At 35.0% G+C, this 13,483-nt stretch carries 15 protein-coding genes; 11 read left to right on the top strand and 4 right to left on the bottom strand.

Annotation, left to right across the window (positions count from 1 at the left end):
* Positions 1-421 precede the first annotated feature (421 nt).
* Entirely contained in the window at positions 422-604 is a 183-nt protein-coding gene (locus tag ACIQ2D_RS01130; RefSeq protein WP_402858104.1) for a hypothetical protein, read from the top strand.
* Positions 605-757: 153 nt separating this feature from the next.
* Here the strand turns inward: ACIQ2D_RS01130 and ACIQ2D_RS01125 are convergent, their stop codons facing one another.
* Both ACIQ2D_RS01125 and ACIQ2D_RS01120 read right to left on the bottom strand, forming a co-directional pair.
* Positions 758-1,621, bottom strand: coding sequence for a YitT family protein (locus tag ACIQ2D_RS01125; protein ID WP_402858101.1), 864 nt, complete (start codon positions 1,619-1,621; stop codon positions 758-760).
* Positions 1,622-1,770: 149 nt separating this feature from the next.
* The gene (locus tag ACIQ2D_RS01120; protein ID WP_402858098.1) at positions 1,771-2,310 is read right to left on the bottom strand and encodes a helix-turn-helix domain-containing protein; all 540 of its coding nucleotides are present in this window, start codon (positions 2,308-2,310) and stop codon (positions 1,771-1,773) included.
* Between the two features lie 188 nt (positions 2,311-2,498).
* On the opposite strand from ACIQ2D_RS01120, the gene ACIQ2D_RS01115 reads away from it, so the two are divergent.
* The 6 genes from ACIQ2D_RS01115 (at position 2,499) to ACIQ2D_RS01090 (ending at position 7,922) form a co-directional block, all read left to right on the top strand.
* Positions 2,499-2,753: a PLD nuclease N-terminal domain-containing protein gene (locus ACIQ2D_RS01115; RefSeq protein WP_402858095.1), complete on the top strand. Its 255-nt coding sequence runs from the start codon at positions 2,499-2,501 to the stop codon at positions 2,751-2,753.
* Positions 2,734-3,642 carry an ABC transporter ATP-binding protein gene (locus ACIQ2D_RS01110; RefSeq protein WP_402858092.1) on the top strand — a complete coding sequence of 303 codons (909 nt, stop codon included), beginning with the start codon at positions 2,734-2,736 and terminating at the stop codon, positions 3,640-3,642. The genes ACIQ2D_RS01115 and ACIQ2D_RS01110 overlap by 20 nt, the downstream gene beginning before the upstream one ends.
* On the top strand, positions 3,639-4,418 hold the full coding sequence (locus ACIQ2D_RS01105; RefSeq protein ID WP_402858089.1) for an ABC transporter permease: 780 nt from the start codon (positions 3,639-3,641) through the stop codon (positions 4,416-4,418). The genes ACIQ2D_RS01110 and ACIQ2D_RS01105 overlap by 4 nt, the downstream gene beginning before the upstream one ends.
* 453 nt (positions 4,419-4,871) lie before the next feature.
* Positions 4,872-5,297, top strand: coding sequence for a GntR family transcriptional regulator (locus ACIQ2D_RS01100; RefSeq protein WP_402858086.1), 426 nt, complete (start codon positions 4,872-4,874; stop codon positions 5,295-5,297).
* 377 nt (positions 5,298-5,674) lie between these two features.
* On the top strand, positions 5,675-6,388 hold the full coding sequence (locus ACIQ2D_RS01095; RefSeq protein ID WP_402858083.1) for an ABC transporter ATP-binding protein: 714 nt from the start codon (positions 5,675-5,677) through the stop codon (positions 6,386-6,388).
* Positions 6,381-7,922, top strand: a complete 1,542-nt coding sequence (locus ACIQ2D_RS01090) for a hypothetical protein (protein ID WP_402858080.1) — start codon at positions 6,381-6,383, stop codon at positions 7,920-7,922. Before ACIQ2D_RS01095 ends, ACIQ2D_RS01090 begins: the two co-directional genes overlap by 8 nt.
* A 101-nt stretch (positions 7,923-8,023) precedes the next feature.
* Here the strand turns inward: ACIQ2D_RS01090 and ACIQ2D_RS01085 are convergent, their stop codons facing one another.
* Positions 8,024-8,731 (bottom strand): SAM-dependent methyltransferase, encoded by a 708-nt coding sequence (locus ACIQ2D_RS01085; protein WP_402858077.1) that lies wholly within the window; start codon positions 8,729-8,731, stop codon positions 8,024-8,026.
* Positions 8,732-9,074: 343 nt separating this feature from the next.
* On the opposite strand from ACIQ2D_RS01085, the gene ACIQ2D_RS01080 reads away from it, so the two are divergent.
* The 4 genes from ACIQ2D_RS01080 to ACIQ2D_RS01065 all read left to right on the top strand — a co-directional run bounded on the left by ACIQ2D_RS01080 (position 9,075) and on the right by ACIQ2D_RS01065 (position 11,797).
* Positions 9,075-9,293 (top strand): helix-turn-helix transcriptional regulator, encoded by a 219-nt coding sequence (locus ACIQ2D_RS01080; protein ID WP_402858074.1) that lies wholly within the window; start codon positions 9,075-9,077, stop codon positions 9,291-9,293.
* Positions 9,290-9,652: a DUF2178 domain-containing protein gene (locus tag ACIQ2D_RS01075; protein WP_402858071.1), complete on the top strand. Its 363-nt coding sequence runs from the start codon at positions 9,290-9,292 to the stop codon at positions 9,650-9,652. Before ACIQ2D_RS01080 ends, ACIQ2D_RS01075 begins: the two co-directional genes overlap by 4 nt.
* Before the next feature lie 13 nt (positions 9,653-9,665).
* Positions 9,666-9,944 carry a DUF3784 domain-containing protein gene (locus ACIQ2D_RS01070; protein WP_402858068.1) on the top strand — a complete coding sequence of 93 codons (279 nt, stop codon included), beginning with the start codon at positions 9,666-9,668 and terminating at the stop codon, positions 9,942-9,944.
* 521 nt (positions 9,945-10,465) lie between these two features.
* A complete protein-coding gene (locus ACIQ2D_RS01065) occupies positions 10,466-11,797 on the top strand; it encodes an arsenic transporter (RefSeq protein ID WP_402859184.1) in 1,332 nt (443 codons plus the stop codon).
* Positions 11,798-11,914: 117 nt separating this feature from the next.
* Here the strand turns inward: ACIQ2D_RS01065 and ACIQ2D_RS01060 are convergent, their stop codons facing one another.
* Positions 11,915-13,309 (bottom strand): hypothetical protein, encoded by a 1,395-nt coding sequence (locus ACIQ2D_RS01060; RefSeq protein ID WP_402858065.1) that lies wholly within the window; start codon positions 13,307-13,309, stop codon positions 11,915-11,917.
* Between the last annotated feature and the right edge of the window lie 174 nt (positions 13,310-13,483).

Genomic DNA, 13,483 nt, shown 5'->3' with positions numbered 1-13,483 from the left:
GAATACTTCTCTATTAGATTCCTATTCAAATATGGGCAAATGTATGCTTAATTTTGTGAAGTAAATAATTTTTGGAGGCGATATACTTTAGTAAGATTAGGAGTTATTGAGATTTTGTAATGAAGAAAGGGGGAGTAATTTCTTTGTTTACTGTCACATAACGTAATGTGAAAGGGAATTAGGAAATGACCAAAAACAAGCTGATCTGCCTCATCAGGTTCAACCTAAAGGCTTACGTGGATACATAAGAAATTCTTTAGCATTCGTGGTAAGATAATAGCCATAAGGATAGCTTTTTCGAACGAAAAAAAGGTCTATTCCAACATGGTAATCCACGTAATATATAGTGTGTTTATCATAGCAGGCATCATTCTAAAAAGGAAAGATGCCTATTTATGTTAAAATTGAGGGAGTGTTGCACATGAATCAACGAGTAGTTGAGTATTATGAAAGTCTGCTTAAAAATGAAATCATGCAAAAGCAACTAGATGGTGCTACAAAAACATTAAAAGAACTAGTTGCAGAGTTTGCTCAAAGAGATGAAGCACATAAAACTGATATTTATGCAGCCTATTCAAATGTAAAAAAAGAATTAATCGGATAAACATAGATAAAAACCAGCAATCCTTTGCATAAAAGGGTTGCTGGTTTTCATATGTCGATCACTAATTTGCAAGAGTGACAAAGTACAATGAGTATTGTAACTGTGCGTAGGTAAAATTGCGAGTAATAGCTAAAGAACTCTGTGTTACAGCTCTTAGTGAATATCGCGTTTTTTGAAGTTACCGCCACGTACTTCTGATACGTCAGAAATAACGACGAAAGCACCAGGGTCTATATCTTTAATAATCGAAACTAGCTTATTTTCTTCCATTCTGTTAATAACACAGTCTAAAATTTCAGTGGATTCGTTAGAAAAGCCGCCACGACCTTGAGAGTACGTAACACCACGACCTAAACGTGATTGGATGGCTGAACCAATTTCCTCTGACTTAGGACTAACAACACGAACAGATTTGGATTTTTCCAAACCAACTTGAATAATATCGATTACATTTTTAGCAATGTAATAGGTTAAAGCTGAGTATAATGCGCTTTCTAGTCCGAAAATAAAGCTCGCACCGATAAAAATAAAGGCATTAATAAATAGGATAATATCGCCGACTGAAAATGGTATCTTACGGGAAAGTAAGACCGCTAGAACTTCAGAGCCATCTAAAGCACCACCGTTACGTAACACGATTCCAATACCTACCCCTAGCATAATACCACCAGATAACACGATTAATAAGGGATCTTCAGGCCCTAAAATTGTTTCAACATTGTGTAAAAGTACTGTTGAAATCGATAAAGCTGCAATCCCTACAACACTCATAAATGCAAACGTTTTTCCGACTTGTTTGTAGCCTAAATAAACAAACGGAATATTTAACACAAACAAGAATACACCTAATGGAATATCATTAAGTAAATGTGCCCCCATAATACTAATCCCTGTAACGCCACCGTCAATGACAGCGTTTGGAATCAATACAGCTTCAAGTCCGTATGCAGTAATCACTGCACCAATAATAATCATGATGGCTTTACGGATGTTTTGTAATAACTTTTGATTCTTCATTAATCTTCTCCATTTCTTCTTGTATAGCAAGTTATCCTCAAAAAGAGTACTTTTCTATTGTAAACTTTTTTTAATAGAACCTCTAGGATTCTTCACCATGGATTTATTATCATCAAGCTAGAGGACGCCACACTTTAAGAAATGCTTAATTAAAGTCTTGGAATAATGTTTATAGCAATTGTTTTCGATGCAATTTCTTCATTTTTGTTGCTCATTAAAATATATTTAGAAAATAAATTACTTAACTCGTCCTGAAAATGTATGAATTGCTCGTTGGATAAAGATAACTCTACAAATGAAAAAGTTGCGATATCTTCTGGGTATTTTTTCTCCTCAATTGAAGTTAAATAGTTTTCGTATTGGGATAATAATGCTAATTGATAGTAGGAAATAAAGTTTAGCTTTTGTTCTTTGGAAAGACGCTGCCATTCTTCCTGACCTAATAGTGCTGCGTCCCCATCTACCGCATAAAACTTCTCAGTAACTGAACGTACTTTACGTTCTCTGACGATTTTAATGATATTTTCATCCATTAAAATTTGAATATGTCGATACAATGTTGCTTGTGGAACGTCCTTGATGATTGAATTCATCTCCAATGTACTTAAGCCATCTTCTTTTTTTTGCATAAGCGCCTGTAAAATTTTCATTCTCACAGGATGCATTAAAACTTCTGCTTTGTTGCGCATAATTAGTTCCTCCAATATGTTTGATCGTTGAGTCATCAATGGTAAATGGTATTTGTTATTTAAATTGAGAACATTATCAAAAAATATAATATAAATTTAAACAAATGTATAGTGTGGAAAATGGTGGAATTATATTATTCTTTTTGTTATCGTTATTGATAATGATAACGAAAGAGGGATGAGTACCTATGAAATTGCATTATGGCTTTGATAATATCAGTAAAATTGATTGGAGTAGTATTTTGCCCATAATTATTCCTTTTCTACTTGTTGGATTTTTATTAATATTGGTTGCTTTAGTGGATCTATATCGTCATCGAACAACAAGGGAAAACGTACTTATTTGGACAATTGTTATTGTTTTTTTCAATACAATTGGGCCAATCTTATACTTTGTGATTGGTAGAAAGGATGTAAACAAACATGCGACTAGAAATCAATAATATTACTAAAAAGTTTAAGCATAAAACTGCGGTGAAGAATTTTTCAATGGTGATTGAGACGAGTGAGTGTGTTGGTTTAATCGGTCCGAATGGGGCTGGGAAATCTACATTAATTCAAATCATTGCAGATATTCTTAGTGCGGATGAAGGTCACATTCTTTTAGATGGACAAAAAATTTCTAATAAGAAAGATCAAATCGGTTATTTACCTCAATATCCAAACTTTTTCTCGTGGATGTCAGCATTTGAAACCTTATTGTTCATGGGAGAACTCTCGGGAATTTCTAAAACCCAGTTGCAAAAAGATATTCCTCTTATCTTAGAAAAAGTAGGGCTAGCGAAAGAAGCACAGACCAAGGTCGGCACATTTTCAGGGGGCATGAAGCAGCGCCTCGGCATTGCACAAGCCTTACTACATAAACCAACTTTAATAATTATGGATGAACCAGTATCTGCACTAGATCCAATCGGAAGGAGAGAGGTATTAAATCTACTAAAAGAAATTAAAAAAGAAACGACGATTTTAATATCTACTCATATACTTAGCGATGCGGAAGAAATCTGTGAACGTTTTGTTGTCATTAAAGACGGTCAGAAAATTGAAGACGCAACAAAAACGCAGCTACTTAATCGTAGTCAAGAATCCGCTATTTACTTAACGATTCGAAAAGAAGATTTTGAATGGCTAAAACAAGTAGAGCTTTTGCCATTTGTAAAGGGAATTGAAAACGTTGGAGATGGTTTTAAAATACATGTGAATCAAGTGGAAGAAGATGCGTATCAATTATTACAACATGGGATGGATCGAAAAATCGGCTTTAAAAAGTTTGAGTTAGGGGTTAAGGAAAGTCTTGAAGAGATATTCTTAGCATTGGTGGTGGAGGTATGAATAATTTTGCGGTTTTGAGTAAAAAAGAATTTAATCAAATGATTCGTGAATTGAAAATAATATGGCTGCCTGTTGTTTTTATGCTGTTAGGGCTTATGCAACCAATCACGATGTATCATTTACCTGTCATTTTAAAGGAGCTTGGGGGCGTAGAAGGAATACTTATTGATCCGACGGTGGCGAGACCTGAGGGGAGTGAAGTACTGGCATCGACGCTTAGCTCACAGTTTGACCAGTTAGGTATTATCATTCTTGTTGTTGCTGTCATGAGTATAATTCAAGCTGAAAAAGCAAATGGGATGTTGGCATTTATTTTAACGAGGCCGGTATCTATTTCTTCTTATATCGGGAGTAAAATTATAAGTCATTATTTGTTGGCGATTTTTTCTATAGCGCTTGGTTATGCCGTGTCATATGGCTATACAGCGTATTTATTTACATCCGTACCGATTGCTCAAGTGATGTTGGCGTTTGTCTTGTACTGTATTTGGTTACTATTCGTGATTACTTTAGTAACAATGTTGAGTACGTTTTTTAATAGTCCTGCTTTTATTGCGTTAGTAGGGATTATGGTACTTTTCCTATGCCGAATGATTGCCGGTTTACATCCGCTAATAGGCGCCTTAAATCCTGCAGGTGTTAGTCTACGTGCCACAAGTGTTTTAGCCACAGGTAGTATGGGAGATTGGTGGGAAGTCAATATTGTAGCGACACTTTTAATAATATTTGGAATGGCACTTATAATCCATTATTGGATTGCGAAGAAGAAAATTTAAATTCAAAATGAGTAAATTCACTTCAAATATCTGCTACGAGAAAAACCACTAGTCATTTTCATGCGCATGTAATCGTCCTTAGGCATTAGTCCAGCACTTGACTCCTGACCCGAGCGAATATGTGGGGTGACCTGGGCGATCCGTTCGCTTACCCGAGCGAATATGTGGGTGACCTGAGCGATCCGTTCGCTTACCCGAGCGAATATGTGGGTGACCTGAGCGATCCGTTCGCTTACCCGAGCGAATATGTGGGTGACCTGAGCGTTCCTTTCGCTTACCCTAGCGAATTGCTAAAGTATTGATCCATTCATAATACAGATACGCACTGCAAAAGTATTCAGCTTAATCAGAAAAGCAGATTCTGTCTATATATTTCGCTTTGTGGTAATTATTAGAATCGAATTTGCTCATTTAGAGTTTAAATTAAAAATACGAGGGGATGGGCGAAAAAAATTGAAAATATCTTTAAATATGAAAAGCCCAATTCCCCTTTATCAGCAGCTAGTTCAACAAATTATTTTAGAAATAGCAAATGGGAATTTGCGAAGTGGCGACCAATTGCCTTCTATTCGTGAGATGGCTAGACAAACAAATATACATTTACATACGGTCCACAAAAGCTACAAGGAACTTCAAAAAAAAGGCCTTATAAAAATGAAACCTAACAGCGGAGCATTTATTTTAGCGAAACAATCAGGATCTATAGACGATATCGATCTACAACAAATTTCGTGTAATTTGGAACAAATAATTGTAGAGGCATATGTTAAGGGGATCAGTGAGGAACAACTGCAACAGATCCTTAATCAGATATCTCAAAAAATCATTTCATTAAGGGCATTGCAATTTAAAGGAGAAGGGGCTGTCCTAAAAGAATAATAATATGCTGAGAGTAGTTGTTTTTTTGATATACAGGTAAAAATCAGCGTAGACTCCTGCGGCTTACGCTGTGCCCGCGGAAAGCGAAGTGGATTTTTACCATATAGAAAGCCTGTTGTTCTGCTAAAAGGGACTTATTGGACAGCCCCTTCTCACTGAAACAAAATATTTAATTTACCTTACGGAAAGAAAGATAAATTGACTCAAAAAGAGAATATATTGTTATGGTGAATTTATTTCTTTTCCCGGTAGTCATTTCTTTATAAATAAATTATTACAACGACCAGACAGATTAAAACGTAAACTTCTTACTATTGAAAATAAAAAATATGTAGGGGAGTGAAAAATCTCCTTACAAAATATTTGGGGGAGTAAACATGTTAAAAGTAACGAATTTAAAGAAAATCTACAAAGGATCTTCTAAAGGCATACAAAACTTATCTATAGATGTGAATCCTGGTGATATTTGTGCTTTTATTGGGTCAAATGGGGCTGGAAAGACTACTACGTTAAAATCAATAGTTGGAATACATTCATATGATTCTGGGGAAATAACCCTTAACAATGTGGATTTAAAAAATAATCCTAAAAAATTCAAAGAAATGATTGGTTATTCTCCAGATAATCCAGATATCTATGAAAACATGAGAGGTTACGAATATTTAGAGTTTATAGGATCTATTTTCGGTGTTAGTAGCGGAGAATTTGTTAATCAGATGGAGCGATTAGTCAAGGAATTATCAATGGAAGAAGCACTAAATAGACTTATTTCCAGCTATTCACACGGTATGAAACAGCGTTTAGTTTTAATTTCAATATTTCTTCATAATCCTGATTTAATTATTCTAGATGAACCTTTTGTGGGCCTAGATCCAAATGCCTCATTCTTTTTAACTAACGAGCTCCAAAGAAGGGCGAAAAGTGGAGCTATGATCATTTATTCAACACATGTACTTGAAGTGGCAGAAAAAATTTGTAATAGGGTCGTTTTAATTGATCAAGGAGAAGTGAAAATTAATGGTCTCATGAAGGATCTTGTCAAAAATGAATCACTAGGCGAAATTTTTAGGAGGGTTACTGCTCGTGACTAATATGATTACGTTGATCAAATTTAGAATGAGACATCAATTTCAATTATCCAAACTTTTTGATAAAGATTCAGCAGTAAAATCACATGCGTTTATAACTTTTTTAGGATATGGAATTTTATTTCTCTTTGCAGTCGGATATGTAGTCAGTGTTCCTCTACAAATGAACTTATCTAATCAATTGGATTTTGCAAACCCGTATATACTCTCTCTATTATTTTGGGCATTGTCTATCTGGTCACTTTTTTCGGGCGTAAAAAGTCTATTATTTGGGTATGATCATGATCAGGTATTTGTTTTGCCATTGGATAAGTGGCAAGCAATATTAATTAACTTTATATCCAAATATATTATTCAAGTAATATTGTGCTTTTTTGTTTTGTTTGTTTATGAAGCTGTTTTATTCTTCATAAGTCCTTTTCCTTTAGAAAATCTGATAATAGTGTTTCTTTTTATGCTTATTACTCCATTAATGGCGATAATTCTTAGTAGCTGTTTAGCACTAATAATAAGAGGCGTATTGTATTTTCTACGAATCGAAAATACAATGTTTGAAGCAATCGTAATAATGTTCATTTATATTTTACCACTAGCTATTTCTTATCTAGGCAGTAAATCAGTTGATCTTAAATCTGGAATAATAGATACTTCATTTCTTAGATACTCACTATTGAATAAAATAGAAGGTTCAGAATGGTTGTCACTATTAATGTTAATAGGACTTTCAATTGTATTAGCTTCAGCTTTTCTATATATATTAGTAATAAATTATGACAATATAATTACTGTTTTTAATAAAAATAAAACTATTGCGAAAAAAATTAATATAAAAACTACAACTAAAATGCAAGCTTTAGTAAAAAAAGAATTCGGTAAGTATTTTTCATCATTTTCATATGTTAGTAACACAATTTTAGGTCCCTTAGCTTTATTAATCGTTGGTTTTGGATTGTTGTTTGGATTTCTCCCCGAATTCAATATTCTCGAAATTAGCGCCTTAAATTTGCCAATTGCAAGTCAAACTCTTTATTTCTTAATATTTTTAGTATGCACTACTTTAACCACAACTACATCATGTAGTTTTTCTTTTGAGGGTAAAACGGTTTGGGTGGTGCAAAGCTTACCAATCTCGATAAAAGATTTATGTATATCAAAGGGAATAATTAATATTAGCTTATTGACTCCTGGATTAATTATTGCAATAATCGATTGCTGGTTTGTTTTAAATCAACGAGGGCTAGAGTTTCTCAGCCATATAATTTTGTTAGTATGCAGCATGGTCCTGATAACATTAGCTGGTTTAATTCTCAACTTGAAACATCTATCGTTCAATTGGAGTAGTGAAATGGTTGTTGTAAAACAGAGCATGTCTACAATATTGACTGCTGTAGTAAGTATGATACTAATTAGTATCACAGCTTTATTGATTTTATTCTTTGGAACGTTAGGCGTATGGTTTGCCACTCTAATAGAGTTATTGGGAATTCTAGTTTGTTTATGGGGAATACGAAAAATTCACTATTTACAGGAGAGATAATGTGGTGATTTAGATAGTATATGTGTAAAACCCCTTAAATTACTGTTTAAGGGGTTTTTAGTATTGTTCTTGGAAGAATACTTGGCTGTGTTGTTAGCTCTTCATTTCCCTTTAATAATTTTCAACATTGAATTAGCATTTTTCTGGAACTCATATGGTACGTTGATTTCCTCCACATCACAGCCAATATCAGTAAGGAAATTTGTTAATTTATCTAAATGTTCGTATCGATTTCCTTCCAAATCAACTAAAGGGAAAATACGAATTTCTTCTTTGGAAACACGCAGTAATTCTTTTATTGTTTCAACATGAAAACTATAATCCAATCGATCGGCATACGAAAATAGGAAATGTGCTGAAAGAATAAGGTCAAATTCTCCATCCTCAAACAGTAAAGAAGGGAGTGTCACGGGCACATAACGTCCATTCGACGTTGCCATATCCTTTGTACATTCTTCTAGAGCACTTTGACGATGTTTTCGTAAATCCTCTACATCATTAAAATAATCCCATACAAAAATATTCTTTGCTTTTTCCATATGTTCCATTGTATGTGTAATGTCTTGAAGTCCTTTGTGTTTCAAATCTTCCACAGCATGATAATAGGCAATGTCACACGCTGTTATATCTATGCCCATAGTGTTACCGATAGCTGTAAAAGAACATGCCCCGGCAGGACAATCAAGAATTTTCTTACCCTCCAAGTATTCTTTCGAAAGGGAAAATAAATCTAGATACTCCTCAAATGTTCTCCCGATAAATACAATTCTCTCTAAATCTAATTTTGTGCTCTGCTCTACTATACTCAACTAAGCTCACCTCATTAATTATAAATTAGATGTATTTTATCACATTATTATCAATATCAACCTTTTGTGGTGGTGATAAAACTGTGAATTATGTAGATTTTCAGAAGTAAATACATTCCGCAACGAGTTCTGTTCTAAAAAATATTTAGAGTGATAACGACTTGTATGTAATGGATAAGTTGTTTTTAATTTTCTAGATAGTAATATATATATGACAAAAGTAAAATATATGTTACAATTAAATCGAACTTTGAGTGAGCTAATTACAACATAAGTTCAATCACTCCGTATAGATTTATAAATAGTTAGAGATTTGAAATTTCATGGGAAAGGGGCATTTTTATTGAAGGATGTTCAGGTGAAAAACTGTGTCAAGCTCATTAGAGTTGAGCGAGGAAATATGACGCAAGGCGATTTAGCCAAAATGATCGGTGTGACGAGACAAACGATGAATTTAATTGAAGCGCAAAAATACAATCCAACAATCAAAGTATGTTTATTAATCGCAGCAGCATTGAATACATCAATTGACAAATTATTTTGGATGGAGGATGAGGAATGAATAAGCTCTTTACTTATATCCCAATTGGTTTATTAGTTCTTGTTTTATTTGGTTTAGAAAGCTCTTTATTAAAGTGGCTACTATTAGGTATAGCGGCGGTTATGATAGTTTTTGCTAAATACTTTCGGGTTCAAATGCAAGACGAAGATATTGAGTTTGATGAAAGAGTAAATGCCAATATTTCGAAATGGTCCTTACGTACAATGATAGTATTGAACGCTTTGTTAATACTCGTTTTATTTACAGTCTATAAAGGGCTATTGCCGATGGAGTTAGATATTCAATTGCTATTGATGTATTTATTACTATCATTATTTCTTCCTTTCTATGTAGTACCAGCGATTATAAAAAAACTTTAAGGGGATGGATTTTATGGATACGAACTTACTAATATTTGGCGTGATTTTGCTAATTATAGGTTATCTAGTTGGCGTAAAAAAGCAAACTTGGTTACTCTCGGGCTTTAATGAAAAAAGAGTAAAAGACAAAGGAAAGCTTGCACGATTAGTGGGTGGTATAACCGTAGTATTAGGTGCTTTTATAGTTATTAGTGGAGTAGTAGGGGTTAAGCCGGTTGAATATATAGTTATGTTTGTAGTAGTTGTCATGTTGAGTCTTGTGATTTTTGTGAATGTCAAAATGGTCGAATAATTTGCGATTAATAAAATGATTTTGAAACCCAGCGTAATTTATGCTGGGTTTTTGTGTGCCCTAAAGTATGGTCAAATTAATAACATCGCAACAATGGAAGTAAGCATATGCTCAGTGCCAATATTACCTAGTGCTATAGGAAGAGCAGTGCCCATGGAATCGGTGTTACATTACAACCCCAAATCGCATGAATCTGTTTTTCAATTAAAAGAGATGCAGATAAAAATATGTTAATTACATTGGGCGTTTCATCAATAAGTTATTAATTGCAGGGCAATATATGAAGGGCAGGTTTACATTGTGAAAATTTAGTAGGCATTCGATGATAGGTTCCATTAGATTTTTATAAAAGTAGGTACTAAGCCAAGCGAGGTTTAACCCAGGTACATATAAATATTGTAAGGCAAAATCATTAAGATAGCTGGGAGAGGTGATACGGGTAGTTCTTTAAAAGAGGGAACAAATCTATGTAAATAGATAGTTTGAAAATAAGGCGGAAAGGAGGGAAAAATATGCAACCAATGGCTTGGATAACCATTTTAGCATTTCTTGTTACACTTGTATTTATTCTATGGAGACCTAGAGGCATCAATGAAGCTATTCCTGCGACGATAGGTGCTATCGTTGTATTATTAAGCGGCAGTGTTTCACTGTCTGAACTTGGAACTATTGCTGAAACAATCAGTGGAGCAGCGATAACCATTATGGCAACAATTGTAATGGCCATCGTTTTGGAAAGCTTCGGTTTCTTTAACTGGGTCGCAGAAAAACTGGCAGAAAAAGCTAAAGGATCTGGTATTCGATTATTTTGGTATGTCAATCTTCTATGTTTTCTTATGACACTCTTTTTTAATAACGATGGTAGTATTTTAATAACAACGCCGATTTTGGTCATGCTATTAAATAATATGGATTTGAAAAACCATCAAAAAATTCCGTATCTACTCTCAGGTGGTTTAATCGCAACAGCATCAAGCGCACCAATTGGCGTAAGTAATATTGTAAATTTAATTGCTCTAAAGATTGTGAATATGAGTTTGTATTCACATACGGCGATGATGTTTGTACCTGCAACACTAGGATTATTACTTTTAGTCGGATTTCTGTTTTTAAGGTTTAGGAAAGATTTACCTAAAGTTATCCCCACTAAAGTAACCGGATTAACGCTCCCTTCGTATCACCCACTTAAACATAATTCAATCTATACTCCTGGAAAAAATCGCACAAAATTTATGCGCAATATCCTCCTTTTCGTCTTTGCTGTACGTATAAGTCTCTTTTTCGCATCATTTGTAAATATTCCGGTCTCTGTAATGGCAGTATTGGGCTCCTTAATACTTTTAGGATGGAGATGGATGTATTTAAAAGTACCACCAGGAGATATGTTGAAAAAGACGCCATGGTATATTCTCATCTTTGCCTTTAGTATGTACGTAATTATTTATGGTTTGAACAACATCGGTTTGACAGACTGGTTGATTGGATTTATGCGTCCTATGGTAACGGGAAGCTTACTCCATACAAGTGTGCTGATGGGCGTATTATTATCAGTACTCTCAAATATTTTTAATAATCACCCAGCGCTAATGGTCGGAACAATGACGCTTATGAATATGGATTTAGATCTACTTTCCTTGAAGGTTGCTTATCTGGCAAATGTAATCGGAAGTGATATTGGTTCATTACTTCTTCCGATGGGTACGCTTGCTACACTCATGTGGATGCACATCGTCAGAAAAGGAAATGTGAAAATTACTTGGTGGCAATATATAAAAGTGACAATTGTAGTAATACCACCCACACTGATTTTTACGTTAGTACTGTTATATTACTGGGTTACTTGGCTATTTTAAGAAATATTTAATAGGTTATATACTTTTTTAAATAGTGCTAACAATTGATAATAATATTTATTCAATAGTATCTCGTCAATCAATAAGGGGATTGACGAGATTTTTTTGTATACATTATTAAATCAAAAACCATGCAACAATGGTTGTGGCAAGTAGCCCGACGAGTACTGGTACTAAATTGCGTCGTGCGAGTTCGAAGGGGCTGACGTTACAAATTGCAGCAGCGGGGATTAGTGCCCAAGGAATCAAAGTTCCTCCGCCAACCCAAATTCCTGTAATTTGTCCGAGCGCAGTGAGTGTGGCTGTGCCTTCTCCTATGGCATTGCCAAACAGACTACCGATAGAACCAGCTAAAGATATGCCAGAAAAACCAGAACCGTCTAGTCCAGTGATAGCACCAACGATTGCTAAAGTAATAACTGCTATTTCTTTTGTTAAAGGCACGAGTGCCGCTAGACCAACACCGAGGTCATTGACAATACCATGGGAGGCTTTCGGTAAATAGTCACCAAGGATTTGATTGAAACCAGAATCGCCTAAGTAAAAGAATGCAGCAATCGGAATGACTGGTCCAAATACTTTAAAGCCAAATTGGAAGCCTTGAATCAAGTAGCTCGTTGTCTTCTCAAGCCCCTGTTTTTTGTGGGCCACAACAGAAAGTATCAGTAAAATAAAGACGGCAGTACCACCAATCAATGCTGTCGCGTCTCCACCTTGTAATTTTAAAATGGACATCGCCACTACGTCTGCTAAAAAAGCAATAGGAATAAGTATGGCAAAAAATCGTTTTTGACCTTGTGTGAGCAAATTCTCGGGCGTCTCTTGCTCATTTTCTTCTTCGTTTGTTCCGGTAGTTAATTCGAGCGTGCCTCGCTTCATATCACGTCTTAGTAATATATAGGCAACCACCGTAGTGACAAGCCCCATCGTAATAACGAGAGGAATACTTGCAGATATGACATCTCCCACTGGAATCCCCGCGGCATCCGCTGTTAGCTTAGGAGCCCCTTGAATAACAAAATCACTGGATAGGGCAATACCGTGACCGAATAAGTTCATTGCCATTGCCACACCTAGCGCAGGTAGTCCAGCACGTATTGCCACGGGTAACAGCACTGCACCTAAAAGTGCGACTGCTGGTGATGGCCAAAAGAACCAAGAAATAATCATCATTAAAATACCAATCGTCCAATAGGCAAGTGTTGGCGTTTTAATAATTTTCGTAAAAGGTGCAACCATGACTTCATTTATACCTGATTTCATCAGTACGCGGCTCATCGCCACAATAATAGATATGATTAAGATGGTTGATAACAGCTCAGTGATCGCATAAATAAAGCTATTAAAAACGCCACTAATCGAAGCAGTTAAATCCCCGGTAGCGGCAATGGCTATCAGAAATATTCCGACAATACAAATGAGGGTGGTATCTCGACGTCTAACCATGAATCCAATAATTAATACTATGAACACGACATAAATCCAATGGAGAGCAGTTAATTCAATCCCCATAATTTTTCCCCCTCAAAATAGGTCTGATTATAGGGTATGAAGATATTTCTAGAGTGTGAGTAATTTCAAAATAAAAGGAAGCTTTCTTAAATTTTATTGCTATTCCACTAACAGTGCATTTTAATTCATTAAAGAAATTATTGTATCTGTTGGAGAGTATAAAATATTTTGTGT

The organism is Lysinibacillus sp. NPDC097287 (genome assembly GCF_044761695.1).
GTDB lineage: Bacteria > Bacillota > Bacilli > Bacillales_A > Planococcaceae > Lysinibacillus.
The sequence above is the reverse complement of the archived record's forward strand: the minus strand, read 5'-3'. Positions and strand labels throughout refer to the sequence as shown.

Coding starts and splice junctions, on each gene's coding strand:
- ACIQ2D_RS01130 (WP_402858104.1), top strand. CDS start 422: ATGAATCAACGAGTAGTTGAGTATTATGAAAGTCTGCTTAAAAATGAA.
- ACIQ2D_RS01125 (WP_402858101.1), bottom strand. CDS start 1,621: ATGAAGAATCAAAAGTTATTACAAAACATCCGTAAAGCCATCATGATT.
- ACIQ2D_RS01120 (WP_402858098.1), bottom strand. CDS start 2,310: ATGCGCAACAAAGCAGAAGTTTTAATGCATCCTGTGAGAATGAAAATT.
- ACIQ2D_RS01115 (WP_402858095.1), top strand. CDS start 2,499: ATGAAATTGCATTATGGCTTTGATAATATCAGTAAAATTGATTGGAGT.
- ACIQ2D_RS01110 (WP_402858092.1), top strand. CDS start 2,734: ATGCGACTAGAAATCAATAATATTACTAAAAAGTTTAAGCATAAAACT.
- ACIQ2D_RS01105 (WP_402858089.1), top strand. CDS start 3,639: ATGAATAATTTTGCGGTTTTGAGTAAAAAAGAATTTAATCAAATGATT.
- ACIQ2D_RS01095 (WP_402858083.1), top strand. CDS start 5,675: ATGTTAAAAGTAACGAATTTAAAGAAAATCTACAAAGGATCTTCTAAA.
- ACIQ2D_RS01075 (WP_402858071.1), top strand. CDS start 9,290: ATGAATAAGCTCTTTACTTATATCCCAATTGGTTTATTAGTTCTTGTT.
- ACIQ2D_RS01070 (WP_402858068.1), top strand. CDS start 9,666: ATGGATACGAACTTACTAATATTTGGCGTGATTTTGCTAATTATAGGT.
- ACIQ2D_RS01065 (WP_402859184.1), top strand. CDS start 10,466: ATGGCTTGGATAACCATTTTAGCATTTCTTGTTACACTTGTATTTATT.
- ACIQ2D_RS01060 (WP_402858065.1), bottom strand. CDS start 13,309: ATGGGGATTGAATTAACTGCTCTCCATTGGATTTATGTCGTGTTCATA.